This is a genomic window from Rickettsia endosymbiont of Pantilius tunicatus, assembly GCF_964291875.1.
Classification (GTDB): domain Bacteria; phylum Pseudomonadota; class Alphaproteobacteria; order Rickettsiales; family Rickettsiaceae; genus Rickettsia.
In genome coordinates this window covers 120,763-144,610 of sequence record NZ_OZ198175.1, presented here as the reverse complement: position 1 = coordinate 144,610, position 23,848 = coordinate 120,763, and the positions used below count along the sequence as shown (strand labels likewise).

Sequence of the window (23,848 nt, the reverse complement as noted above, 5' to 3'; positions counted from 1 at the left end):
TGCTATAAGTTAGCATTTTTTATACTTCCTTGTTTCGTCAATTACTTCGTAATTTCCTTAGCTCAGACGGAAAAACTGATCCACGCGAGCAAAGCCTACGCAGGATGACAGTACAACAACTTATTTCTTCTTCTTGCTTTTATTTTTATTCTTATTTCCGCCAGTAGTTTTATTAAATCTACCTAGGTTTTTAACAAATTTTTGTAAGCAATTAAGTTCAGTGCCGTATGTTTTTGTATATTCACTGACTGTTTCGATATCATGTCTATGTGAATCATCAATTACCACAACCTCTTGCATTAAATTATGGTTATCAAAGGTAATTTTCACTATTCTCTGTTTTACGATTTTAGGATTAAGCCAAGCTCTTTGTGACATCACTCGCTCAACATAGTACCATGTATTTTGAGAATATTCTGGAATCATGGTAGGAGTGCCGATTAGTTCTACTACTTCTGTTTTACTTAGTTTTTTTGCTTCTAATTTTGTAAGTGCTGAGTCATCTATAGACTGCCCTCTATTTTCAATAGTTTGGCAACCGCTTAAGGAAAAAATGACGAATATACTGGAGACGAATATTAAGAAAAATTTCATAAATTTAATTTTATCTAGATTTTATTATAAGATTATAATATACTGCTTCACTAATTTGACAAATACTTTTTAATAAAAGAGGTAAATAATGGCAGTTCCAAAGAAGAAAACATCAAAATCAAGACGTAATATGAGACGTTTACATTTAGCACTTGGTAAAGTTAATGTAATAGTTGACTCTCAAACTGGTGAATATAAACTTCCACATCACGTTTCTTTAGTTGATGGTACTTATAATAATCGTCAAGTAGTAACGAAAAAAATCGAAGCAGAAGTAGCTTAAGTTTAAATTTTTATGACCTGTAAAATTATTGGCTGCGGCGGATATCTCCCTCCAAAAGTTGTTAGCAATGATGAGCTTGCAAAATTTGTTGATACTAACGATGAATGGATTAGAACAAGAACCGGTATCTCACAACGTCATATAGCAGGTGATACTGAGTATACTTCTCATATTGCTTTAAAAGCCGCTGAAAAAGCTATAGCGGATGCTGGCATTTCAGTAAATGAGATTGATTTAATTATTACATGCACTACTACTCCTGACAATAGCTTCCCATCAGTTGCAACTAAACTACAAGGTTATCTTGGTTTAACTAATGTTCCGTCATTTGATTTACAAGCCGTATGTGCCGGTTTTGCTTATGGCGTGCAAGTAGCAAATTCTCTTATTTCCTCCGGTAAATATAAAACTATTTTACTGATAGGTGCTGAAAAAATGACCTCTTTACTGGATTGGGAAGATAGAGCTACTTGTGTTTTATTTGGCGACGGAGCAGGCAGTGTAATCCTACAACGTAGCGATGATAACTCCGGTGTAATAGACAGTAATATTTTCTCAAGCGGTGCAGATTATGAAATACTATATACCAACGGCGGTGTAAGTATGAATGGTAGCAGCGGTAAAATAATTATGCAAGGACAGAAATTATTCCGTCTTGCAGTAGAGAAAATGCACCAATCTATAGAGGAATTATTACGCAATAATAATTTCACTGTAAACGATATTAACTATTTTATCCCACATCAGGCAAATATACGTATAATTAATAAGCTTGCCGAACTATTAAATGTCGAAGATCATAAAGTAGTGAAAACTGTAGAAAAACACGCTAATTGTTCAGCTGCTTCTATTCCACTTGCTCTAAGTTCTCTTAAAGCTTCAGGTAAAATCAAAAAAGGTGATATTATTTTATTCTCGGCTATTGGTGCCGGTCTTACTTGGGGTAGTGCCATCATTAGATGGTGATATACTTGCTTTATTTGAAAAATTGGCTACGTTGTCTCTTGCTGATAATCCTCACGTAGGTTAACTACGCTGCGGTTATCAGCTTCAAGACGCCTTGCTCTTTTCCAAATAAAACTTCGTCTATCTACTATAATTTAGTATCCTTAAATTCTGCAATTCAAACCTATTATTACTTCTTTAAAGGGAGTTTTGGGGAAAGGTCAATGATATTTTTACCACATTTATATAGCACTATTTGTATTTTATAGTATTTTAGCCTTTAAACTCGTAAAATAATGATATATACTAACTTCATAGTTTTAGTTAGTTTAAACTTGTTATCTAACTGAATAATTTAAATTTTAATAAATTATAACCTCAAGGAGTTTAATTATGAAAATAACAAAAATAACATTAGCTTTTCTTGCATTATTTGTGCTTGCAGGGTGTAATAAAACCAAAAAAGCGTCATATGGTTGTGGAATGAATCCATCAGAAGAAACATCTATAATGAAAGATTTTGAAAAGCAAGCAGGTAACGCTGTATGGTTTGCTTTCGATAGTTCTGCTTTATCTGAAAAAGCTAAAGAAGAATTACAAAGACAAGCTTGCTGGTTATCAAGACATCCTCATGTAAAAGCTACTGTCGAAGGACATTGTGATGAAAGAGGTACTAGAGAATATAACTTAGCTTTAGGTGAAAGAAGAGCACAAAAAGCTGCAGAATTCTTAAAGCATAAAGGAATTGAGCATCATAGAGTAAGCACAATATCTTATGGTAAAGATAGACCTGCTATGATGGGTAATACTGAAGAAGCTTTTGCTTATAATCGTAGAGCTGTAACAGTTGTACATCACTAAAAATTTCTAAATCATTAGATTTTCCATAGGAAAGGTCGGGTTAATTAACTCGACCTTTTTTATTTGTATACTCAAATGATTTGAAGAATTGGCTCTGCAAAACTTTAAGGAACTCACATGCTTAACTCTTGTTTTATATTCTAATTTTCCAAATCATTTGAGTATATCTATAGATAAATGAAAGCTAGTTTTACTTGTAGCAAAAAATAGATAAATTTTAAGTATATATTAAAAAAATATAAAAATTTTACTAGACTTATAGCCATAATAATTATATAAAATTCAGATGAACAGGGGCTGTAGCTCAGTTGGTTAGAGCACGCCGCTCATAACGGTGTGGTCGTAGGTTCAAGTCCTACCAGCCCCACCACACAAATTTGTCTGTGTCATATGGTTAGCTTGACCACAAGGGGCTTGCTTGCGTGGATCGGTTTTTCCGTCTGAGCTAAGGAAATTACGAATTAATTGACGAAGCAATCCTTACAATATTCTAAAAAATCATTATTAAATTGAATTTAAATGATTAATTTAAAAACACTTTCTTGGTATCTTGCTAAATTATATTTTAAGTGTTTTTTTATAATATTATCTATTTTAATTGGATTATTAATCATATCCAATCTCTTTGATCTCTTACAAAAATTCAAAAACATGTATGTACCTTTTGATTTTTTTTGGCGATTTATATTATATAAAGTTCCATATCTTTTGAATCAAGTTTCTGCTTTAATTAGCTTTACTTCTATGCTTTTTTTCCTTAGGAACTTAACAAAAAATAATGAGTTAACTGCTATATTATCTAGTGGTATTCATATTTGGCAAGTATTGATAATTCCATGTATCGTGACTTTAATTTTAGGTATAGCCTTTACGACTATATTAAATCCTATCGGGGCGTTAGGCTTACGAAAATATGATTTACTAGAAGCAAAGCTTACTAAAAAAACACATAATGAAGCAGTAATATCTAAATCAGGTTTATTATTTTTTGAAGCTTTAAACGGGGAAAATCAAATAATTCAAACACAATTTATTAATATTTCTGAGAAAAAATTAAATAATGTTACAGTTTTATTTATCGATAACAACAACAACTTCTTAAAGAGAATTGATGCATTATATGGTATAATTGAGAATAAATCACTGCACTTAAATAGGGTCAAAGTTTTTACAAAAGATAGTACCGAAGCACATAACAGCCTAACTATATCAACTAATTTATCTGTTAGTAGTTTAGTAAATAAGTTTACTCATCCTGAAATGGTTTCTATTTGGAATTTACCTAAATTAATCGATGAACTATTAAATTCAGGTCTACTTATTACTAATTACCAAGTTTATTATTATAAGCAACTATTTAAACCTGCAATGATGATAGCGACTATAATTTTAGCAAGTTGTTTTATTAGCCTAAAACAACGTGATAATTCGCAGGAAAAAATATTAATATTAGGATTATTTTCAGGTTTTATAGTATATTCATTGTCAGAAATATTACTTAAAGTACTGACCTATAATAATCTATCTTTAATTGCTGCTATTTTGTTACCAAGTATGTTAATATTTTTTATTAGTAACTTTATTATTTTACATTATAAAGAAATTTAAATTATACTCGTTTTATTTAAAAAATTGGCTTCAGCTATTTTAGAAAGCTCTATACAAGCGAATTTTGCAGGATTCGCCTGTGCTCACGTACTAAGTATGTACGCTCCGCAGGCTCACCTTTAAATTCATCTTGTCTAGAACTTTCTAAAATATACGCTGAAAATTGTTTTTTGCTGATAATCCGCTACTATATAAGTAAAGGTTTAAGCTTTAAGACGCCTTGCTTTTTCCAAATAAAACTTTGTCTATAATTAATTTAGCATGGAAGAATTTTTAGAATTTAGAGAGAAAAAGAAAAATGATAATGAAATTTTTGGAAGGGTTTTATTCCGGTATGGCTATTGATCTTGGTACGGCAAATACTATCGTATATCAAAAAGGACGTGGTATTGTTCTTCGTGAGCCCTCAGTAGTTGCGTTAATAAAAAAAGATGGCTCTTTTGTGCCTTATGCTTTTGGTCATGAAGCAAAAATGATGCTAGGTCGTACTCCAAATGATATTGAAGCTAAAAGACCTTTAAAAGACGGCGTGATTGCCGATTTCAAAGGTGCAGAAGAAATGATTAAGTACTTTATTAGAATGGTACATAATCGTCGTTCTTTTTTTGGTCCAACGATTGTTGTTTGTGTGCCGTCAGGCTCTACGCCTGTTGAACGTCGTGCTATTCAAGAAGCAGCAGAAAGTGCAGGTGGTAAGGATGTATATTTAATTGAAGAGCCTATGGCGGCGGCAATTGGTGCGGGGCTTCCTGTAACGGAAGCAACAGGCTCAATGATTGTTGACATTGGCGGCGGTACTACAGAAGTTGCAGTTTTGTCACTAGGTGGTATAGTATATGCAAGGTCCGTAAGAGTCGGTGGCGACAAGATGGATGAAGCAATTATTTCATATATAAGAAGACATTATAACCTGCTAATTGGTGAGGCTACAGCTGAAAAGATAAAGCAAGAAATAGGTACTGCTTATGTAGATCAAAATGCAGAACCAAGGGTTATGGAAATAAAAGGTCGTGATTTAATTTATGGCATTCCAAAAGAAATGGTATTGAATGAAAGGCAAATTGCTGATAGTCTAATAGAACCAGTAAGTCAAATTGTTGAGGCAGTAAAAGTAGCATTAGAGGCGACGCCTCCCGAATTATCTTCTGATATAGTTGATAAAGGAATAGTGCTAACAGGTGGTGGTTCATTACTCCGAAATCTTGATTTTGTTCTTAGTGAGGCAACAAAATTACCTGTGATAATTGCAGATGATGCACTATCATGTGTAGCACTTGGGACAGGAAAAGTACTTGAAGATTTTACAAAGCTAAAACATGTACTATTTAAACAGGATTAAAGATGGCAATACTTGCGAATAGAGTAAAAAATTCTTCAAGTTCCTTGGAGCTAGTAAGAACTTTATTAGTTACTCTTAAACGCTTTTTTGTCATATTTTTTCTTGGATTATCTTTGTATTTATTTCTTGTTTCACCTAAAAAAATATCCAATATTTCTATTGAAATAACAGGTAGCGTATTATCAGCTGGATTAGTATTTTACGAAAATATATTTGAAAGTGTAAATTCTATAAAACAAAAATTTGTTTATTTTCAAGATCTAGAAAAACGAAATATAGAGCTTGAGCTTGAAGTAGCAAGACTTAAGCATCTTCAGAGCGAAGTAAAATCAGTAAGGGCTGAAAATATTGCTCTGAAAGATCTTTTAACAGTTACCGAGGAAGAAGAATTTAAATATGTTACTGCTAAATTATTAAGTGTGTCTTTTAGTCCATTTTCTAAAACGGCATTAATTTCTGCTGGTAGAAAACACGGAGTTGAACCTGATCAAATCGTTACGACCAATTCACAAGGATTAGTCGGTAAAGTAATAGAAGTAAGTAATAATTATGCTAAAGTTATGCTAATAAGTGATGTTAACTCTAGAATACCTATTAAAACAAGTGCCTCAAGAGAGCAAGGTATTTTAGCCGGTAATAATAACAATAGTAAAATTTTATACTTACCTAATAATCATTTAGTGCAAAAAAATGAAGAGATAATAACTTCTGGTCATGGCAGTACTTACCCAGCAGGTATCTTAGTTGGTTATGTCACTAAAGTTACAGAAAATGATGTTATAGTTAACATCGCTGCCGATCTATCTAAAACTGAGTTTGTGCAAGTATTATTGCATAAAGAGTAAAAAAAGTAGACGAAGTTTAGTTTGGAAAAGAGCAAGGCATCTCGGGGCTTTTGACCGCAGCGTAGTTTATTCTATGTGAGGACCAAAAGCGAGAAGTAACGAAGCCAATTTTTCAAACTAAACGAGTATACATGAAAAAAAATATCTTGGTATTATTGCCGAATATATCTGTATAATAATCTATAAAATAAAATTTTATCAAATTCTTCATCATAGAAAACGTTATTATGTCGGTGAAATAGATATCATCGCACTGCGTAATAAAGAAATTGTTTTTATTGAAGTAAAAGCAAGAAGCTCTAACATCGATGATAGATTCGTATCTTTTAATCAGCAAAAAAGAATTAAGCGAGCAGCTGAAATGTTCTTAAGCAGTAATAGTAAATATAATAATTATAATGTTCGTTTTGATTTAGTTATTGTCAGTCCTTATAAATTACCTATAATTATAAAAAATGTTTGGTGAAATATATTATTTGTTGCGTGGATAGGAAAATGTGTTCAATCTTATACCGTGGCTTGAGAATTAGATCCAGATATTATTGATATTTTTAACTGGATCCTATGAATAAATCACGGGATGACAGGGGAAAATGATCCATGTGGGGATGACACCGAAGATGGTTTTCATCGTGATACAAATATTTAATCCAACTATTTGGAGTATAACAATATGGCACTTGCTACTAAAGTAAAAGAATTTTTAGAAGAAAAGTTAAAACAAGAAAAAATAGACCGTAAATATCTCGCTGAGGTTACCGATGTTCCTTATACTACCATTAGCAGGATTATGAGAGCGGAAGTAAATCGTGAATTTAATCCTGAAATAGATACAATTTTAAAAATAGCAAAATATTTTAGTTGTACTATGGATGAGGTAATAAACAGAACTGTACCTAATACGAATAGTTAGTAAACATGACAAAAAATAAAGGGTTGATCATAATTTTATCTTCCCCATCTGGTGCAGGTAAATCAAGCTTAGCAAAGGCGTTATTAGAAATCGATAATAATCTACGCTTATCAATTTCGGCAACTACTAGAAAACCACGACCAAACGAACAAGATGGCGTAAATTACTATTTTAAAACTAAATCTGAATTTGAAGAATTAGTTAAACAAAATCAATTTCTTGAACATGCTAAAATATATGATAATTATTATGGCACCCCTAAAAAACATGTCGAAAATTTGCTAAATCAAGGGTTAGATGTTTTATTTGATATTGATTGGCAAGGTGCAAGGAGTATAAAGCAAAATGCAATTAATGCTGTTTCTATATTTATTTTACCTCCTAACCTTGAAGTATTGGAGCAGCGTTTAAGAAATAGAGCTGCTGATAATGAAGAAGCAATACAACTACGCATGGCTTCAGCACAAGCGGAAATATCACATTCTAACGAATATGATCATATAATCACTAACGATGATTTTAACGATACTCTTCAACAAATACATGCAATTATTTTAGAAAAAAGGAATAAGAGAAATTAAACTATCATTCGCTTTAAAGTTGTCATCCCGTGGCGGTATTGCGTACGTACAATTACTTCGTAATTTCCTTAGCTCAGACAGAAAAACTAATCCACGCGGGCAATGTCGCCACGGGGTGACAACTAAGAAAGCATGTTATGTATTTCTTGCATATATTTATGCTTTAGCCAAAGCTCCGCATTACCAATAATATAAAGATTATTTTTTGCTCTGCTAATACCAACGTTTAAAACGTTGGGCTTTTTAGTCATAACATTTCTAGTGCCTGTATCTTGAGGACGTTGAGCCCCAAGTAGCATAAATTACAGTATCTGCTTCTTTGCCTTGAAAGGCATGAATAGTGCCGATATTTTTACTACAAAAATCTTGTAATTTTTCAGGTATTTTTTGATTTTTACTTAATGCTAAAATTTTATCTTTAATATTTTTTTGTATATAAAGGCTAAAGCTTTTATACATAGTTATTATATAAATTTGATTTAATAACTCAGCTGAATCTGGATGTTTTAAAATAGGTTCGAGAAGCTCAAGTAATGCATTAAATTCTGCTTCTGATTCATGTTTAGATTTTGTAATATTGTTATCAACAACATTGATCCATCTTGATGTTTTTAAAATTTTTCTAATTACTAATTCTGGCGGTGCTACTGCATAAATCATTTTATCGTCATAAGCAATTTTGTTAAATATATCAAACATTGGGTTTTGACATCTTCTATGGACTAATAAAGGAAAGCCAACTGTATAGCAAAAAGCAATGAGGTTCAGACATTAAATTTGCGAGCAAGATTGCGGAGCGTATATTAAATACGTGAGCACAATCAAGACTCGCTAAATTTGATGTATCAAACTTATTGCTTGAAGCTATACGTCTAGCTTAACTTAGCACTTATTTGATTCCTAACTTTTGAAATATCTGCGATATACATTAAAAATTATTAAAATTTTTAACCGCTCGAATCATATAAAAAAATTAAAAAAATAATGCTTAGGTTGATAGTTTTATTAGGTGAAATTAAGGTATGAGATTCTGTAATTGAATAGAATTTGAAAAATTGGCACAAAGTTAGTTAAGAATATGCCAACTCTTCATTCATTAGCAGCATAAACCGCTAGTAAATGAAGAAAGTTGTTAGATAATAATGAAAATAAAGCAATTAATTAGAAACTTTTATTGCATTTAATTTATTATATAGTTTGTAAATAGACTGTTCAGCGTCGTTAATTTTTCTATTAACTACTTTCAATAATTTTTTTGAAGGCTCTTCAGTTATTTGTGCAGCAGAGCTTATCTGTTCTGCTAAATTTTTAAGAGATTCTTGTATTTCTATAAAAGATCTTCTAAATTGTTCTTTAATCGTAGTAGATGATTCTTCAAGCTCTTTTATTTTTAAACATAAATTTTCTAAAAGCTGCTCTACCTTAGCTTGCATTAAATTTAATTTTTGCTTCTCTTTTTCACTGAGGTAACTTAATGTTTCTTGCATTTTTGCTTGAATTCTTACCTTTGTAGTACGGTCAAGTTCTGAAGCAAGTCCAATTTTACTCATCAAGAATATTATCCATTTGTGAACATCAAAATGATACCATTTTGCACCATTACGATAGTCTGAAGGGAAAGCATGATGATAGTTATGCCAGTTTTCCCCAAGTAAAAATAAAGCCATCCACCAAATATCTCCAGCAGTTCCTTTGTAATACTTTTTACTACCGACAAAATGACATAAAGAATTTACACAAAAAGTTGCTTGTTGTTGCAGAAATCTACCAAGCCCCATGAATAAAAATCCCATATATGCCGAATGTATAGTACCGCCGACTAGATAGCCTATAATTAATGGTACAGCTATATTCATAAAAGCTGCTATCTGCCAATAATATCTTAGCTGCCACTTTAACAAATTATTTTTACCAAGTTTAACCCAAGTAATACGATCGATAGATTTATAGCTTCCTTGTCCTACTAACATCCAACCTATATGAGACCAAATAAAACCTAAAACTCTATTTTCAAATTTTAAAGGACTATGCGGATCTTGATCTGTATCTGTTTTAGCATGGTGCTTATAGTGATTCGAAGCCCAAGACAACGCAGGTCCTTGCAAAGTTCCAGCAGATAGCACAACTAAAACGAACTCAGCATATTTATTTATTTTATAAGAATGATGAGACCATAATCTATGCAATCCAATTCCAACTGTAATATTATTAACATAATAACTGCTAACCAGAAAAATAATTTCAGTCCAACCTATTCCATAACTGGATACGTATTTAACTAAAAGCGATATTAGGATAACAGGATAAATTATTAGTGCAAAAAATGCAGGCTTATTTATTTTACTTAGCATAAAGTTTAACCGATTTTTAATTTGTAACAATGAACCTAACTAGCATCGATAAGAAATATTAATACAATTAATATATAAATACAAAGAAATTTTTAATTGTTATTATTAAATATCTGATTCTACTATATCTTTATTAAGTGAATAACCAATAAAACGAACTGTTTTAATAATTGGGCTATCTTTTCCTAAAGCATCTCTAATTCTATTTATATGTACATCAATCAGACGCTGGTTAAAACTTTCGTCATCTTCCCATAAATATTGCATTATTTCTCGGCGTGAATATACACTATTAGGCGACTGAAGAAAAAGTCGCAGAATTTTAAATTCTGTAGGACCTAAACGAATAGTTTCTTTGCCCTTATAAACCCTTTCGGCATTTAAATCAATGCTTATATTTTTAAATTTGATAATATTATCCTGTAAAATTGTTTTAGAGCGTCTTAACAAGTTTTTCAGAAAATGTATTATCTGATCAGATAAGAAAGGTTTGTAAAAAAAATGATATCAAATCATCGATCCCCATTAAATTTAACTGCTTAGTTGAGGACAGAAAAATTATCGGTGTATTAGAAAGCTTATCAATTTTCCTAATATTAGATACAGTAACCATAGGATTTTCCTGTAGTTCTGCATTAGTAATTATAATAGCAAGTGGTTCATTGAAGAAATAATTTAATATTTTTTCAATGTTTATAATCCTTGTTATATTAAAGCCTGCTCTTTCTATATCGTTACATAAAGAAATATTAATGCTTTTTTTATTTTCTTCTTCTATGATTAGAAGTTGTGGTAATAGTTTGTCTAAAACTAAATTAACCTCTGTTAATATTTAGTAAATAATTGAAAATTATTGTTAATAATCTTCAGATTTACTAGGGATTATAGCAAACTTTTTTAAAAAAAACAAAGAAATAATAATTTTTTAAAAATAATACTTGAATTTAATAGTTTCAGTTGCTATAAATAGCTTTATTTTAAAGTTTTTGTATGGGATTCTTATAATTATGAGTTTTTATGAGTCAGTTTTTATTGTGCGTCAAGACGTATCATTAAATGATATAGATAAAATAGTTAATGATTTTAGTAAAATCATTAAAGATAATAACGGTGCTATTGTAAAAAAAGAATACTGGGGGTTAAGAGCTTTAGCTTATAAAATCGGTAATCACAAAAAAGGATATTATTACCTTTTAGGTCTTGATACTACTCCAGCTGTAAAGCAAGAGCTAGAGAGAAAAATGAAACTTAATGAAAATATCATAAGATTTCTTATACAAAAAGTAGATTCAATTAGTAATGAGCCTTCACCGATATTAAAAAATCAAAATACAGAAAATACTCCAGTAATTGATGTAACGGCTAATTAAAATAATCAAATCTAAATTTGCAGGAATTAAGGTAAATAATGTCGAAAAACAATACTAGTGAAACAACAACTCGAAAACCAATGGAAAGAGCTTCTAAAAAAGTGTTCTTTAGAAGACGTAAAGGTTGTCCTCTTTCTGTGCCTAATGCACCGGTTATTGATTATAAAAATCCAGAACTTTTAATAAAATTTGTTTCCGAAGGCGGTAGAATGCTACCAAGTAGAATCACAAATGTTTGTGCAAAAAAACAAAGAAAGCTAAATAATGCTATTAAAATTGCAAGAATTTTAGCATTGTTACCTTTTGTATTTCAAGCTAAGTAAAGGACGTATAATACCATGGAAGTTATTTTAATTAAACCGGTAAGAAAATTAGGTAAGATAGGGGAAATACATAAAGTAGCCGACGGATTTGGTCGTAATTATCTTTTACCACAAAAATTAGCTATTAGAGCTACTGAACTTAATAAAGAGTTAATTGTTAAGCAGAAGCATGAATTAGAAGAAAAAGATACACAAATAAAAGAAGAAATAACAAAAATTAATGATCTTATTAAAGATCAAAAATTAATTTTTGTTCGTCAAACATCAGATGATGGTAAATTATTTGGTTCAGTAAATAATAAAGAAATAGCCGAAAAATTATCTCAAGCTGTATCTTACCCTATTTCTCATTTAAATATAATTCTTGATACTCAAATCAAATCTACAGGGGTTTACAAGGTTGAAGTAAGATTGCATGCTGAACTTAGTACAGATGTTACAGTTATTGTTGCAAGATCAGAATCAGAAGTACAAGACTATTTACGTGAACAAAAAACCGAAGAATCTACAACAGAGCCTTTAGCTGAGTCAGCATAAGTTTATCTTCATTATACCTTACAAATTGATTAATTTCATTGCATGATTCATATGTTACTTTTTGCGTAAAGGCATTGCCAACGTAGATCATTTTTCCCTGTCATACCGTGATTTATTCACAGGATTCAGTAAAAAATACTAATAAAACTAGTATTTTTTATTGTTTTCTAGATCTAGTTTCCAAGCAACTAGATGACACTGATGGTGCTTTTCGATCTAAGCAACAAAGCCACCACAGTAAGCATTGTTGCGTGGATACCAATTCGTCATTGCGAGCGACTGCAAGGACCGTGGCAATCCAGACAAAATAATAAAAAATACTATAAGTTAGCATTTTTTAACTAGATTGCGTACGTACAATTACTTCGTAATTTCCTCACAATGACGGAAAAACTGATCCACGCAAGCAAGCCTTTAGCAGGAATGACATAGAATAAAAACTGTCTGGCACTATTCATCACTACAGGCAATTCCTAAAATTTAGGCTTATCAAATCTTGAAGTATCAAAGATATACAAATTATCTTTATTCGTGAACATTTGCAATAGGTCTATTTTCATAAATTCTTTTTGTCTGTAATACTATTTCTCCGATTTTTTTCTGTAAAATCTCTATAGGCGTTAATTCTGTCTAATATTGTGCAACATGAATATACTGCTAATAAACGAAAAGTCAGTAGACAAAGTTTAATTTGGAAAAGAGTAAGAAGTCCTCAAAACGAGGAGAGGCAGCAGTTACTTAATACTTGAGCACCGCAGAATTTATCAAGACGACGTAGCCAATTTTTTAAGTTCATCAAGTATATACGGATCTTTAAGAATTAAATTAGGCTCTAACCTAGAATCTGTTTTAAATAATGATATTACTTGTTCTTCAGATCTATTAGATAACTTCGTTCTTTCATATAACATTTTATCAATATTACTACGTAACTTTCTAACATTCCAATTTTCTTGTATAGACATATACGCATAAAATTCTCTTTGATTATGTTCTTTTGGAGGTAATAACTCTATTATATGACTCCAACTTAATTGGTGCGACAGTGTCGCACTAATTTGTTGCTCTTTAAAAGATTGATAAAATTGATTCATGAGAATTAGAGCTATACGAGAAAAGCCTTGCCTATATAAGGAAGAAAGACCTTTAGCTAAAGTCTTAATAACCTCCTGCCCGTATTCCGCTCTTATACTTTTAAGGATCTCTATGCCAGTATACCGCAGATATTTTAAGATTTGGAAGTCAAATAAGCGGTGAGCCTGCGGAGCGTACAAATAGTACGTGAGCAAAGGAGAATCCTGAAATTTGGCTTAACAAATATTGAAATATCAAAGGTATATAACATTGTCATTTCGGTATTAGCTTTAATGGCAATTCTAACTTTAGCATTATTAATAAGAACGCTAATATCATTTATTAACTCATTAGTATTTGTTATTATTTCATTCATGGGCTTTTCTATATATTATATATTGCTACTTCTAATAAAAATTTCAACACCAAAAGTTTTATATTAACTTTAAAAAATAAAATTTGATTTTTTAGAATTAAGCCTATATTTTAATTTAATTAAGAATTAGTTAAGTATGGAAGCTTATGTCAAATATAGATAAAGAAAAAGCTGTTGCTGCAGCTCTCGCACAAATTGAAAAAAGCTATGGTAAAGGCTCGGTTATGAAACTTGGTCAGCGTCCTAATGTTGATATAGAAGCTGTGTCAACCGGTTCGCTTGGACTTGACATAGCTCTTGGAATTGGCGGAGTTCCTAAAGGCAGAATAATAGAAATATTTGGTCCTGAAAGCTCAGGTAAAACTACTCTTACATTACATTTAATTGCTGAAGCACAGAAAAAAGGCGGAACATGTGCATTTATTGATGCTGAGCATGCCTTAGATCCAGCTTATGCTAAAAAGCTTGGGGTCAATATTGATGAGCTTATCATATCTCAGCCTGATACAGGAGAACAAGCTTTAGAAATTGCCGATACTTTAATTCGCTCCGGCGGTATTGATATGATAATAATAGATAGTGTTGCTGCTTTAGTACCAAAATCAGAGATTGAAGGCGAGATGGGCGATGCACAAATGGCTTCTCAAGCAAGATTAATGAGTCAGGCTTTACGTAAACTTACTGCTTCAATTAATCGTACTAATTGTATTACTGTTTTCATCAATCAAATTAGAATGAAAATCGGTGTAATGTTTGGCAGTCCTGAGACTACAACCGGCGGTAATGCTTTAAAATTCTATGCTTCAGTTAGAATAGATATTAGAAGAATAGGTTCTATTAAGGATAAAGAAGAAGTAATAGGCAGCCAAACCAAAGTAAAAGTAGTAAAAAACAAAGTATCACCTCCATTTAAAACAGCAGATTTTGATATAATGTATGGCTCAGGTATTTCAAAAGAAGGTGAAATAATCGATCTTGGAGTAAAGCTTGACATAATAGAAAAATCTGGTTCTTGGTTTTCTTATAATAGCGTACGTATCGGTCAAGGACGTGAAAATGTTAAACAATATTTGAAAGATAATCCACAAATCTCTAATGAAATTGAGAAGCTTGTACGAGAAAAATCATCTAAAGTCAATAATATAAATTTTGAACAAGAGGAGGAAGTAAATGATTGATTTAAGCGGTCAAACAGCATTAATTACCGGAGCTTCAGGAGGTATAGGAGGTGCTATTGCAAGGCAGCTTCATAAGCTTGGAAGCCATGTAATTATAAGCGGGAGTAATGAGGAAAAATTAAAAGCTCTCGGCAATGATTTAAAAGATAATTACACAATTAAAGTCTGTAATCTTACAAATACTGAAGAATGGGGCAATTTAATAGCTCAAATAGAAAAATTAGATATTTTAGTCTGTAATGCCGGTATTACCAAAGATACGCTAGCAATAAGAATGAAAAATGAAGATTTTGACCAAGTTATTGATATTAATTTAAAAGCAAATTTCATTTTAAATCGTGAAGCAATAAAAAAGATGATGACTAATAGATACGGACGCATCATTAACATAGCTTCAATAGTAGGAGTTTCAGGTAACCCTGGGCAAGCGAATTACTGTGCTTCTAAAGCAGGTTTAATCGGTATGACAAAATCACTTGCTTATGAAGTTGCAACCAGAGGAATTACAGTTAATGCAGTCGCTCCAGGTTTTATTAAATCTGATATGACTGATAAGTTAAATGAGGAACAAAAAGAAGCCATAACACGAAAAATCCCAAAAGGAACATATGGTATGCCTGAAGATATAGCAAATGCGGTTGCATTTTTAGCAAGCAATCAATCGTCATATATTACTGGTCAAACCCTACATGTAAATGGCGGAATGTTAATGGTATAAAATTTTATGCTGGCATAAAACAATTTTTTGTGCTAGAAGTTCTTTTAAAGCTAAAATAGCTATGAATAATAAGTATTCATAATATTTTAAAATATTAAATTTATGTTTATAAATATACAAACTAATAAAAATGATTTATGGAGTTCAAAATTATGAGTAAAGTGGATAATATCGAGCAGAAAGTTATCAAAATTATTGCTGATAATCAAGGGAAAAAAATTGAAGAAATCAGCGAGGACTCGCGATTTGCAGAAGATTTAGGAGTAGATAGTCTATCTACAGTAGAAATAATGATGGAAATAGAGAAAGAATTTGGTGTTGATGTTCCTGATGAAGAAGCAACTAAGATAAAAAAAGTAGCAGATGTTGTTAACTATATAAAAGAACATAAATCTTAATCTGTATTAAATTAAGACTTAGTAAAATAATTAAGGATGTTGAATCAAACCATGAATAAAAGAGTAGTTATTACTGGTCTTGGGCTAATTACCCCAGTTGGGCTTAACGTTAAGTCATCTTGGGATAATATAGTCCAAGGAGTAAGCGGTATAAAAACTATTACAGCATTTGACACTTCCAAACTTGCATGCAAAATTGCAGGACTATTAAACCATTCTGAAGAAAATGGCTTCAAACTTGAAAATTTTACGAAAGCTGAAGATGTAAATAGATTGAGTAAAATGGATAAATTTATCCATTATGGTGTTGCAGCTGCAACTGAAGCAATTGAAGATAGTGGATGGTTACCAGAAGATCAAAAATCACGTGATAGAACTGGTTTAATACTGGGTTCAGGAATCGGCGGTCTTAAAATGATTGAAGATACTTCAGTAAAGCTTCATCAAGAAAATAACGGTAAAGTTAGCCCGTTCTTTATTCCAGCTTCCTTAATTAATCTTTTATCAGGTCTTGTTTCAATAAAATACGGTTTTAGCGGTCCAAATCAAGCTGCAGTAACAGCTTGCTCTACAGGAGCACATGCTATAGGCGATGCTATGCGTATGATAAAGCATGGCTATGCTGATGTTATGGTTGCAGGCGGAGCAGAAGCACCGGTAACTCCTGTTGGAGTTGCAGGCTTTGTAGCAGCAAGAGCCTTATGTACTAAATATAATGATGAACCTGAAAAAGCATCGAGACCTTGGGATAAGAATCGAGGTGGTTTTGTTATGGGCGAAGGGGCTGGCGTTGTAGTCTTAGAAGAATATGAACATGCTGTGCGTCGTGGTGCTAAAATTTATGGCGAAGTCGTAGGATACGGCTCTACTGGTGATGCGTATCATATGACAGCTCCGCATCCTGAGGGAAGAGGAGCTTATCGAGCAATGCATGAAGCACTGCAAGATGCTGGTATAGCCCCTGATGCGATTAACTATATTAACGCACACGGTACTTCTACTGATATAGGCGATGCAATCGAATTAAATGCAGTTCAGAGATTATTTTTAGAAACTAACCCTCAAGTTTTAATGTCTTCTACTAAATCTTCAATAGGGCATTTACTTGGTGCTGCTGGAAGTGTTGAATTTATCTTTGGTACGCTTGCAATTAGAGATCAGATTGCACCACCTACCCTAAATTTAGAAAATCCAATGGACGAAGTTAAGTTAGACTTAGTTGCACTTAAAGCTAAAGAAGCTAAAATAAACTATGTGCTTTCCAATTCTTTCGGATTTGGAGGCACTAACACTAGTTTAATAATCAAGAAGATTTGATTTTAAGTAGGTACTGTTATATGGCTCAAAAAATGCCCTATATATCATTCCCGCAAGGCATTGCCTGCGTGGATTAAAAAATGTCCTATATGTCATTCTTAGCTAAAAGCAGGAATCTAGTATAAAGCGAGATAACCTAAGCTTTTAACTTTAAAAACTTGCTGCTTTTATGTTTATTTTTCTGGATTCCTGCTTTTAGCTAAGAATGACATATGAGCATGCAATAACATTAACGAGAATCCAAAAAAACAACCTTGTATCTTAATATTGTCTTTAATTAAAAACTATAAGACTCTGAAGTAGAAGGCTAGTATACTGAGAATATCCTGAGGACTTATGATCCTGTAGCGTAGATAAGTAACTAGCCTTTAATACTCACAAAAGATCGGACGGTGTCCTAGGTCTTAAAAGTTATTTTAATGAACCTGTATATACAAGGTTGATCTTTGAGTATTCTATTTAATTTTTACTATAAAGGGTATTTTATGAATAGTATAATTTTAGGCATAGATATTTCTAAAGAAACATTTGATGTAGCTTTACTAATTAATAACAAAGTTAAGAATAAAAAATTTAATAATAATTTACAAGGATTTTACGGAGTAAGTGAGTGGCTAAAAACTAAACAGGTTTATACCGCACACGCTTGTATGGAGGCTACAAATACTTATGGATTAAAGCTTGCTGAGTATCTTTATACGCACATAAAAACCACGGGGCTTGCCCCGTGGATGTAGTGCTCCCCATATCTTTCTGCTATGGTGATGTATGCAGATTAGAAAACAAGGTCACTGTGCTTACCAATGTGAGTATCATTTGGTGTTAGTGAGTAAATATAGGCGGAAAATATTCAATGCTGGGAGTTTTGGGTATTTTGAAGCAATACTTAAGCAGGTGTGGGGAAATATACCTGAGATAAAACTATTGACGATAAATCATGATATAGATCATATTCACATGCATCTATCTATACCACCAAAGGTGAGAGTTAGTGATGTGGTGAGGACAATAAAATCTATAACTGGTAGATTATTAAAAAAGAAATTTGAATATATAAGGAAGGCTTATTGGGGTATTGATGGAGTCTGGTCAGATGGATATTTCGTGTCAACTGTTGGAATTAATGAGCATATAATAAAACGATATATAGAGCATCAGGGGCAGGAGGATATGGGGCAAGCACAGCTTGTACTCGACCTATAGGTCGACACAGATACCACGGGGCTTGCCCCGTGGAGTGTTCACAAAAATAATTTTAAAGTTAGTGTTGTAAATCCAGCTCGTGTAAAAGGCTTCTCTATCAGTAAACTTTACCGTGTTAAAACTGATAAAGCAGACAGTGAACTGATTGCATATTTTTGTCAAACGATACAGCCTGAACTTTGGCAACCTACAGCTTTTCATATACAAGAACTACAACAATTAGTAAATCGTTTAGATGCTTTAATTTCTATCAAAAACCAAGAAACTAATAGGCTAGAAGGGTTATTTGATATAGTTACAACTAATATTAAATCTCATATAAAATTTTTGAATAAACAGATAAAAGAAATAGAAAAGCTTATATCTAACCATATAAAGAAACATACAGACTTATCTGATAAAGGTAAGCTTCTTGTTTCAATTCCAGGAATAGGAGAAAAAACAGTAGCTGTAATACTTGCTTTTTTATCAGATATTGAAAATTTTAAATCAGTAAAACAAGTAGTAGCTTTTGTCGGTCTTAATCCACAACAACGCCAATCAGGTACTTCTGTACATGGAACTAGCAGGATCTCAAAAACAGGAAACGCAGATTTGCGTAAAGCTTTTTATATGCCTGCTATAGTGTCTCTTAAATTTAATCCAATTGTTACAGAATTTGCCAAGCGTTTAGGTAGTTTAGGAAAACCCAAGATGGTTATTGTTATAGCCGCTATGCGTAAGTTAATTCATATTATTTATGGAGTACTCAAAAATAAAACTCTTTTCAATGAAATTAATTAAAATACAGATAAAAAGATGTTGACACTTAAGACGGTATCTACGCTTATTATATTTATTTACTAGATGCCGTATAAGCCACGGCATGACATAGTCCTATGACTCCAATCTATTATATCAAAGACGGTAATTTAAGTTTTGCCGATAAAATAATCTTATCTGATTTAGAGCTTTATTTATATAAAGGCGATAAGATTTGTTTGATAGGTCGTAATGGCTGTGGTAAATCAAGCCTAATGAAAGTAATATCGGAAGATTATGAGTTAGATAACGGGGAACTATTTAAAGACCCTGCAATCACAACCGGATATTTAAAACAAGACATTGCGATCAAACTTAATTCTAATATCTATGATTTCATTTTAGATCAAAACAATAAAAATGAAATAGATATAATACTAGAAAAGCTACAAATCAACGGCACAGATAACCTATCTACCTACTCAGGCGGACAGCTTAGAAGAGCCAGCCTTGCTAAAGCCTTAATATTAGAACCAGAAATATTATTGCTTGATGAGCCGACTAACCATTTAGATATTGAAACAATTGAATGGCTGGAAGGATACGTTAAATCATATAATGGTGCGATTATTTGCGTTAGTCACGATAGAACTTTCCTATCAAATGTGACTAATAAAATTTGGTGGCTTGATCGTGGACATTTACGCAAATCCGATAAAGGATTCAAATATTTTGACGAATGGCAAAATATTATTATAGAGCAAGAAGAAGCAGCTCTTCGCAAATTAAATAAAAAATTAGCTCAAGAAAATGAATGGTTAAATGCAGGTGTCACAGCTAGACGTAAGCGTAACCAGAAAAGGCTTGCTCAGCTAAAAACCCTAAGGGAAATAGCAAGAGAACATGCGGCAAAGCTAGCTCGTTCAAAACAAAGAGTACAAGCAGAACTTGAAGAAAATATAGCCAAAAGTAAGTTTATTATCGAAGCTGATAATGTTAGTTTTAGATATAAAAATACTAAAATTATCGATAATTTTAGCTTTCGGGTTAAAAAAGGCGAAAAGATCGGCATAATTGGAGCGAATGGCTCAGGAAAATCTACTTTTATCAAGCTACTAACCAAGCAACTTACTCCTGAAATCGGCAAAATTATATATGGTGGTAATTTAGATATTTCATATTTTGATCAACATCGAGAAAAACTAAACTATAATCACACTTTGCAACAAACTTTATGTCCTACTGGCGGGGATCAGGTATTTTTGCCTAATGATAAAACTATGCATGTTGCTGGCTATCTGAAGCAATTCATGTTCGACCCTAAGCTACTAAATGCTAAAACTGCTATTCTATCAGGAGGTGAGGCTAACAGGCTATTACTTGCAAAAATTTTAATTAATCCTGGTAATTTGCTTATCCTAGATGAACCAACTAATGATTTAGATATGGATAGTTTAGAGATTCTACTAGACATACTTGCAGATTATTCCGGCACCTTAATAGTAGTTAGTCATGATCGTGATTTCTTAGATAGATTAGTTACACGAACCTTAGTTTTTGCTCAAAGTAAAATTCACAATTTAACTGGCGGATATGAAGATTATAAACAATATTTTACTGCAAGCCCTATAACTAAAAAAATCTCAAAGCCTATAACTCCTATTTCTAGTCCTAAAGAACCACAAAATAAAAAGCTATAGCTTAATGCGATAAGGTAGTGACTTTTTTAAGAGCATAGTAAACCGCATCAAAAAAGTGCTCAAAATTAGAAACAGTTTTTCTTATTTCGTTCTTGATTTTAAACCAGTAATGCTCAATAGGATTTAAATCAGGAGAGTAAGTTGGTAAAAATAAAATACTGCAACCAACAGATTCAATTAACGTTTTCACTTTTGTACTTTTATGAAAATTAATATTATCCATTACTACTATCTGACCAGGCTTTAACTCTTTGATCAATATCTCTTGTACATAAGTTTCAAAAATGTCCTTATTACATGTCCCATCAAATATTATTGGGGCAATAATATCTTTGGCAGACACCCCAGCAATCATACTAATCCGTGATTTATATTGATAGACCCTTTCACCATAACATCTTTGACCGATAATGCTCCACCCGTGTTCTCTACAGCTATTATCTTCTATCCCAGATTCATCGATAAATACTAAATCTTGTTTGTCTATAGTTTTTAGTTTCAATATAAACTCATTCCTTAGACCAACATCTCTTTTGAGATGAAGAAAAGTTTTTTTTATAACTATAGTAAATTAAGTTGAGGTTTGAGTATAGGGATGATATATATAAAGGAAAATGCCAAGATCATATAGTCAAGATTTTAGAAAAAGAGTTATAGGATATGTAGAAAGAGGTAATAGCTGCAATAGCACTGCGATAAGATTTGAAATAGCAGCAAACACAGTAAGGAATTGGTATAAGAGATATAAGTCCGAAGGACATTATTTAGCAAGAAGAATAGGAGGCAAAAAAGGACGGGTAACAAGTCAAGATGTTGAGTTGTACGTGAGTTCTAATCCTAATTTCACATTATTAGAAATGGGTACGTATTTTAATATGAGTTCTGTGGGTGCGTATTATTGGTTAAAGCAACTAGGTTTTAGCTATAAAAAAAAGACTTTTCCTACTTGGAAGCAAGTCAAGAAAAGCGAGATAAGTACCAAGAGGTCATAAAAGATACACCAATAGAACATCTTGTATATATTGATGAAAGTGGTATTGAGATAAATATCTGCAAAGATAGAGGATGGGGCAAAAAAAGCGAAAAACTTATTGGTAAAAAAAGCGGTAAATATTACAACAGAACAAATATCATAGCTGGTTATGTTAATAAAGAGTGTATAGCACCGATGATATTTAATGGAACATGTAATAGACAATTATTTGAAAGTTGGGTTGGAGAATTTTTAATAAAAGAGCTAAAACCTGGACAAGTTGTAGTGATGGATAACGCTGCTTTCCATAAGTCTCAAAGGACCAAAGAACTAATAGAATCAGTAGGTTGTAGGATAATATTCTTACCACCTTACTCCCCTGATCTAAATCCAATAGAGAAATTTTGGGCCAATATGAAGCGATGGATTAAAGCTACAATTACTCAATTTGATCAATTATATAATGCTTTAATTCAATTCTTTAATACGCAAACTTCAACTTAATTTACCATATAACCTAATTTATTAAGCAATCTTGATATCGTACTTGCAGATACTTTTTGACTCCAGTTGTTAGCTAGTTCCATGGTGGTTTTATCAAAATTTAATTCTATAAATTTTTTAAATCCCTCTATGTCTCTTATTATTCTACGATGTCCTGTATGATAACCACTTTTTGCTTTGATATCGCCGGTTTGTTTCTTTAATTTTTTCCATTCTATTATAGTCTTCCTACTAATAGAGTATATCTCAGAAGTCTCTTTTATTGTTTTACCATCTGTTAAACTTTTTATTACTCGTATTCTTAAATCGTATGAATATGCCTTTGCCATAAGTTTTTCATTTAGTATAATCTAACTCATACTCTAAGTCACTATCTTATCGCATTAAGCTATATCTTACAAATATCAACGTTTGCTTGAAACATTACCAAATGAAATTGAAAAATTAGAAGTTTCAATTAAAGCTTTAGAAAAGCAACTTGAGGATAGTAATCTATACCTTGCAAACCCACAAAAATATAATCAAGTCAGCACTCAACTAGTTAATGATAAAAATAAGCTTGATGAGTTATTAAACCAGTGGCTCACAATACAAAGTTAATTTTTGTTAATAAATACTTGACTTAAATTTTACTATTTGTTAACGTTTTCCGCAATGATAGCAATAGATATAAAAGGTTATTGTGAATAATAAAAAAAATATAAGCGAAAAACAGGTGGCTGATCCTCAAATTTCTAATGAGATTAAGTCTATTCTTTCTCAAGTAAGTGCTACTAACAATCCTGCGGAGTTAAGTAGATTAGCAAGTCAAATACAATCATTAAAATCCGATAATAGTTATCTTAATAAGATAATTGATGAAATTCAAAAAACTATCATAAAAAAGCAAGAGACTTCTGAAATACAATCTAATTCTGAAATTTACGCAAAAGACTTAGAAAAGTTACAACAGCAATTACAACAAGAAGAAATACAACAATATAAAGCAAAAGTAACAGAGCAAATTAGAGATCTCAATACTAAACACGATAAATTTAAGGAAAATCTAAAAGAGTATAAACAATTATAGTAAATTAAGTTGAGGTTTGAGTATAGGGATGATATATATAAAGGAAA

General features: G+C 31.8%; 27 protein-coding genes, 1 tRNA gene and 6 pseudogenes. 26 read left to right on the top strand and 8 right to left on the bottom strand.

Annotated elements, in window-relative coordinates; genetic code table 11:
* Positions 1-120 precede the first annotated feature (120 nt).
* A complete protein-coding gene (locus ACICQC_RS00850) occupies positions 121-594 on the bottom strand; it encodes an outer membrane protein assembly factor BamE (protein WP_395477056.1) in 474 nt (157 codons plus the stop codon).
* 88 nt (positions 595-682) lie between these two features.
* On the opposite strand from ACICQC_RS00850, the gene rpmF reads away from it, so the two are divergent.
* The 5 genes from rpmF to ACICQC_RS00825 all read left to right on the top strand — a co-directional run bounded on the left by rpmF (position 683) and on the right by ACICQC_RS00825 (position 4,291).
* Positions 683-877 (top strand): 50S ribosomal protein L32, encoded by a 195-nt coding sequence (rpmF, locus tag ACICQC_RS00845; protein ID WP_395477055.1) that lies wholly within the window; start codon positions 683-685, stop codon positions 875-877.
* 12 nt (positions 878-889) lie between these two features.
* The gene (locus tag ACICQC_RS00840; RefSeq protein ID WP_395477054.1) at positions 890-1,843 is read left to right on the top strand and encodes a beta-ketoacyl-ACP synthase III; all 954 of its coding nucleotides are present in this window, start codon (positions 890-892) and stop codon (positions 1,841-1,843) included.
* 372 nt (positions 1,844-2,215) lie between these two features.
* Positions 2,216-2,683: a peptidoglycan-associated lipoprotein Pal gene (gene pal / locus ACICQC_RS00835; protein ID WP_395477053.1), complete on the top strand. Its 468-nt coding sequence runs from the start codon at positions 2,216-2,218 to the stop codon at positions 2,681-2,683.
* 293 nt (positions 2,684-2,976) lie between these two features.
* Positions 2,977-3,053 (top strand) — tRNA-Ile (locus ACICQC_RS00830).
* Between the two features lie 149 nt (positions 3,054-3,202).
* Complete coding sequence (locus ACICQC_RS00825; protein ID WP_395477052.1) at positions 3,203-4,291, top strand: LptF/LptG family permease; 1,089 nt, start codon at positions 3,203-3,205, stop codon at positions 4,289-4,291.
* Positions 4,292-4,343: 52 nt separating this feature from the next.
* Here the strand turns inward: ACICQC_RS00825 and ACICQC_RS00820 are convergent.
* A pseudogene (locus tag ACICQC_RS00820) lies at positions 4,344-4,472 on the bottom strand (palindromic element RPE3 domain-containing protein); the annotation flags it as partial.
* A gap of 117 nt (positions 4,473-4,589) precedes the next feature.
* On the opposite strand from ACICQC_RS00820, the gene ACICQC_RS00815 reads away from it, so the two are divergent.
* The 6 genes from ACICQC_RS00815 to ACICQC_RS00790 all read left to right on the top strand — a co-directional run bounded on the left by ACICQC_RS00815 (position 4,590) and on the right by ACICQC_RS00790 (position 8,159).
* Positions 4,590-5,630 carry a rod shape-determining protein gene (locus tag ACICQC_RS00815; protein ID WP_395477051.1) on the top strand — a complete coding sequence of 347 codons (1,041 nt, stop codon included), beginning with the start codon at positions 4,590-4,592 and terminating at the stop codon, positions 5,628-5,630.
* A gap of 2 nt (positions 5,631-5,632) precedes the next feature.
* Positions 5,633-6,475, top strand: coding sequence for a rod shape-determining protein MreC (gene mreC / locus ACICQC_RS00810; RefSeq protein WP_395477050.1), 843 nt, complete (start codon positions 5,633-5,635; stop codon positions 6,473-6,475).
* A gap of 127 nt (positions 6,476-6,602) precedes the next feature.
* Positions 6,603-6,941 carry a YraN family protein gene (locus tag ACICQC_RS00805; RefSeq protein ID WP_395477735.1) on the top strand — a complete coding sequence of 113 codons (339 nt, stop codon included), beginning with the start codon at positions 6,603-6,605 and terminating at the stop codon, positions 6,939-6,941.
* Positions 6,942-7,148: 207 nt separating this feature from the next.
* The gene (locus ACICQC_RS00800; RefSeq protein ID WP_395477049.1) at positions 7,149-7,388 is read left to right on the top strand and encodes a helix-turn-helix transcriptional regulator; all 240 of its coding nucleotides are present in this window, start codon (positions 7,149-7,151) and stop codon (positions 7,386-7,388) included.
* A 5-nt stretch (positions 7,389-7,393) separates the two neighbouring features.
* Entirely contained in the window at positions 7,394-7,969 is a 576-nt protein-coding gene (gmk, locus tag ACICQC_RS00795) for a guanylate kinase (RefSeq protein WP_395477048.1), read from the top strand.
* 19 nt (positions 7,970-7,988) lie between these two features.
* Entirely contained in the window at positions 7,989-8,159 is a 171-nt protein-coding gene (locus tag ACICQC_RS00790; RefSeq protein WP_395477047.1) for a hypothetical protein, read from the top strand.
* Positions 8,160-8,227: 68 nt separating this feature from the next.
* Here ACICQC_RS00790 and ACICQC_RS00785 read toward each other — a convergent pair whose 3' ends face one another.
* From ACICQC_RS00785 to ACICQC_RS00775, 3 genes are all read right to left on the bottom strand, one after another.
* Positions 8,228-8,668 (bottom strand): AAA domain-containing protein, encoded by a 441-nt coding sequence (locus ACICQC_RS00785; RefSeq protein ID WP_395477046.1) that lies wholly within the window; start codon positions 8,666-8,668, stop codon positions 8,228-8,230.
* A gap of 458 nt (positions 8,669-9,126) precedes the next feature.
* Positions 9,127-10,320 (bottom strand): fatty acid desaturase, encoded by a 1,194-nt coding sequence (locus tag ACICQC_RS00780; RefSeq protein ID WP_395477045.1) that lies wholly within the window; start codon positions 10,318-10,320, stop codon positions 9,127-9,129.
* A gap of 105 nt (positions 10,321-10,425) precedes the next feature.
* Positions 10,426-10,770, bottom strand: a complete 345-nt coding sequence (locus ACICQC_RS00775) for a winged helix-turn-helix domain-containing protein (RefSeq protein WP_395477044.1) — start codon at positions 10,768-10,770, stop codon at positions 10,426-10,428.
* Between the two features lie 557 nt (positions 10,771-11,327).
* Between ACICQC_RS00775 and rpsF the strand changes: the two genes are divergently transcribed.
* The 3 genes from rpsF to rplI are packed head-to-tail and all read left to right on the top strand — an operon-like array spanning position 11,328 to position 12,550.
* Complete coding sequence (gene rpsF / locus ACICQC_RS00770) at positions 11,328-11,690, top strand: 30S ribosomal protein S6 (RefSeq protein WP_395477734.1); 363 nt, start codon at positions 11,328-11,330, stop codon at positions 11,688-11,690.
* Between the two features lie 38 nt (positions 11,691-11,728).
* Positions 11,729-12,013: a 30S ribosomal protein S18 gene (gene rpsR, locus ACICQC_RS00765; RefSeq protein ID WP_341788698.1), complete on the top strand. Its 285-nt coding sequence runs from the start codon at positions 11,729-11,731 to the stop codon at positions 12,011-12,013.
* 15 nt (positions 12,014-12,028) lie between these two features.
* Positions 12,029-12,550, top strand: coding sequence for a 50S ribosomal protein L9 (gene rplI / locus ACICQC_RS00760; RefSeq protein WP_395477043.1), 522 nt, complete (start codon positions 12,029-12,031; stop codon positions 12,548-12,550).
* Positions 12,551-13,314: 764 nt separating this feature from the next.
* On the opposite strand, the gene ACICQC_RS00755 is transcribed toward rplI, so the two are convergent.
* Positions 13,315-13,839, bottom strand: a complete 525-nt coding sequence (locus ACICQC_RS00755) for a DUF1016 N-terminal domain-containing protein (RefSeq protein WP_395477042.1) — start codon at positions 13,837-13,839, stop codon at positions 13,315-13,317.
* Between the two features lie 307 nt (positions 13,840-14,146).
* Here ACICQC_RS00755 and recA point away from each other — a divergent pair, with 307 nt between their 5' ends.
* The 8 genes and pseudogenes from recA to ACICQC_RS00715 all read left to right on the top strand — a co-directional run.
* The gene (recA, locus tag ACICQC_RS00750) at positions 14,147-15,178 is read left to right on the top strand and encodes a recombinase RecA (RefSeq protein ID WP_341788695.1); all 1,032 of its coding nucleotides are present in this window, start codon (positions 14,147-14,149) and stop codon (positions 15,176-15,178) included.
* A complete protein-coding gene (fabG, locus tag ACICQC_RS00745) occupies positions 15,171-15,896 on the top strand; it encodes a 3-oxoacyl-ACP reductase FabG (RefSeq protein ID WP_395477041.1) in 726 nt (241 codons plus the stop codon). The genes recA and fabG overlap by 8 nt, the downstream gene beginning before the upstream one ends.
* Positions 15,897-16,033: 137 nt before the next feature.
* Positions 16,034-16,294, top strand: a complete 261-nt coding sequence (gene acpP / locus ACICQC_RS00740; RefSeq protein ID WP_395477040.1) for an acyl carrier protein — start codon at positions 16,034-16,036, stop codon at positions 16,292-16,294.
* A gap of 36 nt (positions 16,295-16,330) precedes the next feature.
* The gene (gene fabF, locus ACICQC_RS00735; protein ID WP_395477039.1) at positions 16,331-17,611 is read left to right on the top strand and encodes a beta-ketoacyl-ACP synthase II; all 1,281 of its coding nucleotides are present in this window, start codon (positions 16,331-16,333) and stop codon (positions 17,609-17,611) included.
* 485 nt (positions 17,612-18,096) lie between these two features.
* A pseudogene (locus ACICQC_RS00730) lies at positions 18,097-18,315 on the top strand (IS110 family transposase); the annotation flags it as partial.
* A gap of 64 nt (positions 18,316-18,379) precedes the next feature.
* Positions 18,380-18,814: an IS200/IS605 family transposase gene (gene tnpA, locus ACICQC_RS00725; protein WP_395476676.1), complete on the top strand. Its 435-nt coding sequence runs from the start codon at positions 18,380-18,382 to the stop codon at positions 18,812-18,814.
* Between the two features lie 51 nt (positions 18,815-18,865).
* Positions 18,866-19,597: pseudogene (locus ACICQC_RS00720) on the top strand (IS110 family transposase); the annotation flags it as partial.
* 95 nt (positions 19,598-19,692) lie between these two features.
* A pseudogene (locus tag ACICQC_RS00715) lies at positions 19,693-21,252 on the top strand (ABC-F family ATP-binding cassette domain-containing protein); the annotation flags it as partial.
* Positions 21,253-21,256: 4 nt separating this feature from the next.
* Here the strand turns inward: ACICQC_RS00715 and ACICQC_RS00710 are convergent.
* Positions 21,257-21,811: pseudogene (locus tag ACICQC_RS00710) on the bottom strand (IS630 family transposase); the annotation flags it as partial.
* 58 nt (positions 21,812-21,869) lie between these two features.
* Here ACICQC_RS00710 and ACICQC_RS00705 point away from each other — a divergent pair.
* Together ACICQC_RS00705 and ACICQC_RS00700 are read left to right on the top strand one after the other, a co-directional pair.
* Positions 21,870-22,247, top strand: coding sequence for an IS630 transposase-related protein (locus ACICQC_RS00705; protein WP_395476240.1), 378 nt, complete (start codon positions 21,870-21,872; stop codon positions 22,245-22,247).
* Complete coding sequence (locus tag ACICQC_RS00700) at positions 22,202-22,732, top strand: IS630 family transposase (protein ID WP_395476342.1); 531 nt, start codon at positions 22,202-22,204, stop codon at positions 22,730-22,732. Before ACICQC_RS00705 ends, ACICQC_RS00700 begins: the two co-directional genes overlap by 46 nt.
* Here the strand turns inward: ACICQC_RS00700 and ACICQC_RS00695 are convergent.
* Complete coding sequence (locus ACICQC_RS00695) at positions 22,729-23,061, bottom strand: IS630 transposase-related protein (RefSeq protein ID WP_395477037.1); 333 nt, start codon at positions 23,059-23,061, stop codon at positions 22,729-22,731. The genes ACICQC_RS00700 and ACICQC_RS00695 overlap by 4 nt on opposite strands.
* Before the next feature lie 61 nt (positions 23,062-23,122).
* Between ACICQC_RS00695 and ACICQC_RS00690 the strand changes: the two are divergent.
* Together ACICQC_RS00690 and ACICQC_RS00685 are read left to right on the top strand one after the other, a co-directional pair.
* Positions 23,123-23,332 (top strand): annotated as a pseudogene (locus ACICQC_RS00690) (ABC transporter C-terminal domain-containing protein); the annotation flags it as partial.
* Between the two features lie 82 nt (positions 23,333-23,414).
* Positions 23,415-23,801, top strand: a complete 387-nt coding sequence (locus tag ACICQC_RS00685; protein ID WP_395477036.1) for a hypothetical protein — start codon at positions 23,415-23,417, stop codon at positions 23,799-23,801.
* Positions 23,802-23,848 lie beyond the last annotated feature (47 nt).

Bases quoted from the DNA above. Each gene is read 5' to 3' on its own strand.
- mreC (WP_395477050.1), top strand. From the start codon at position 5,633: ATGGCAATACTTGCGAATAGAGTAAAAAATTCTTCAAGTTCCTTGGAG.
- rpsR (WP_341788698.1), top strand. From the start codon at position 11,729: ATGTCGAAAAACAATACTAGTGAAACAACAACTCGAAAACCAATGGAA.
- rplI (WP_395477043.1), top strand. From the start codon at position 12,029: ATGGAAGTTATTTTAATTAAACCGGTAAGAAAATTAGGTAAGATAGGG.
- rpmF (WP_395477055.1), top strand. From the start codon at position 683: ATGGCAGTTCCAAAGAAGAAAACATCAAAATCAAGACGTAATATGAGA.
- ACICQC_RS00780 (WP_395477045.1), bottom strand. From the start codon at position 10,320: ATGCTAAGTAAAATAAATAAGCCTGCATTTTTTGCACTAATAATTTAT.
- tnpA (WP_395476676.1), top strand. From the start codon at position 18,380: ATGCAGATTAGAAAACAAGGTCACTGTGCTTACCAATGTGAGTATCAT.
- ACICQC_RS00815 (WP_395477051.1), top strand. From the start codon at position 4,590: ATGATAATGAAATTTTTGGAAGGGTTTTATTCCGGTATGGCTATTGAT.
- ACICQC_RS00785 (WP_395477046.1), bottom strand. From the start codon at position 8,668: ATGTTTGATATATTTAACAAAATTGCTTATGACGATAAAATGATTTAT.
- acpP (WP_395477040.1), top strand. From the start codon at position 16,034: ATGGAGTTCAAAATTATGAGTAAAGTGGATAATATCGAGCAGAAAGTT.
- ACICQC_RS00800 (WP_395477049.1), top strand. From the start codon at position 7,149: ATGGCACTTGCTACTAAAGTAAAAGAATTTTTAGAAGAAAAGTTAAAA.
- ACICQC_RS00705 (WP_395476240.1), top strand. From the start codon at position 21,870: ATGCCAAGATCATATAGTCAAGATTTTAGAAAAAGAGTTATAGGATAT.
- recA (WP_341788695.1), top strand. From the start codon at position 14,147: ATGTCAAATATAGATAAAGAAAAAGCTGTTGCTGCAGCTCTCGCACAA.
- gmk (WP_395477048.1), top strand. From the start codon at position 7,394: ATGACAAAAAATAAAGGGTTGATCATAATTTTATCTTCCCCATCTGGT.
- fabF (WP_395477039.1), top strand. From the start codon at position 16,331: ATGTTGAATCAAACCATGAATAAAAGAGTAGTTATTACTGGTCTTGGG.
- ACICQC_RS00825 (WP_395477052.1), top strand. From the start codon at position 3,203: ATGATTAATTTAAAAACACTTTCTTGGTATCTTGCTAAATTATATTTT.
- pal (WP_395477053.1), top strand. From the start codon at position 2,216: ATGAAAATAACAAAAATAACATTAGCTTTTCTTGCATTATTTGTGCTT.
- ACICQC_RS00695 (WP_395477037.1), bottom strand. From the start codon at position 23,061: ATGGCAAAGGCATATTCATACGATTTAAGAATACGAGTAATAAAAAGT.
- fabG (WP_395477041.1), top strand. From the start codon at position 15,171: ATGATTGATTTAAGCGGTCAAACAGCATTAATTACCGGAGCTTCAGGA.
- ACICQC_RS00840 (WP_395477054.1), top strand. From the start codon at position 890: ATGACCTGTAAAATTATTGGCTGCGGCGGATATCTCCCTCCAAAAGTT.
- ACICQC_RS00850 (WP_395477056.1), bottom strand. From the start codon at position 594: ATGAAATTTTTCTTAATATTCGTCTCCAGTATATTCGTCATTTTTTCC.
- rpsF (WP_395477734.1), top strand. From the start codon at position 11,328: ATGAGTTTTTATGAGTCAGTTTTTATTGTGCGTCAAGACGTATCATTA.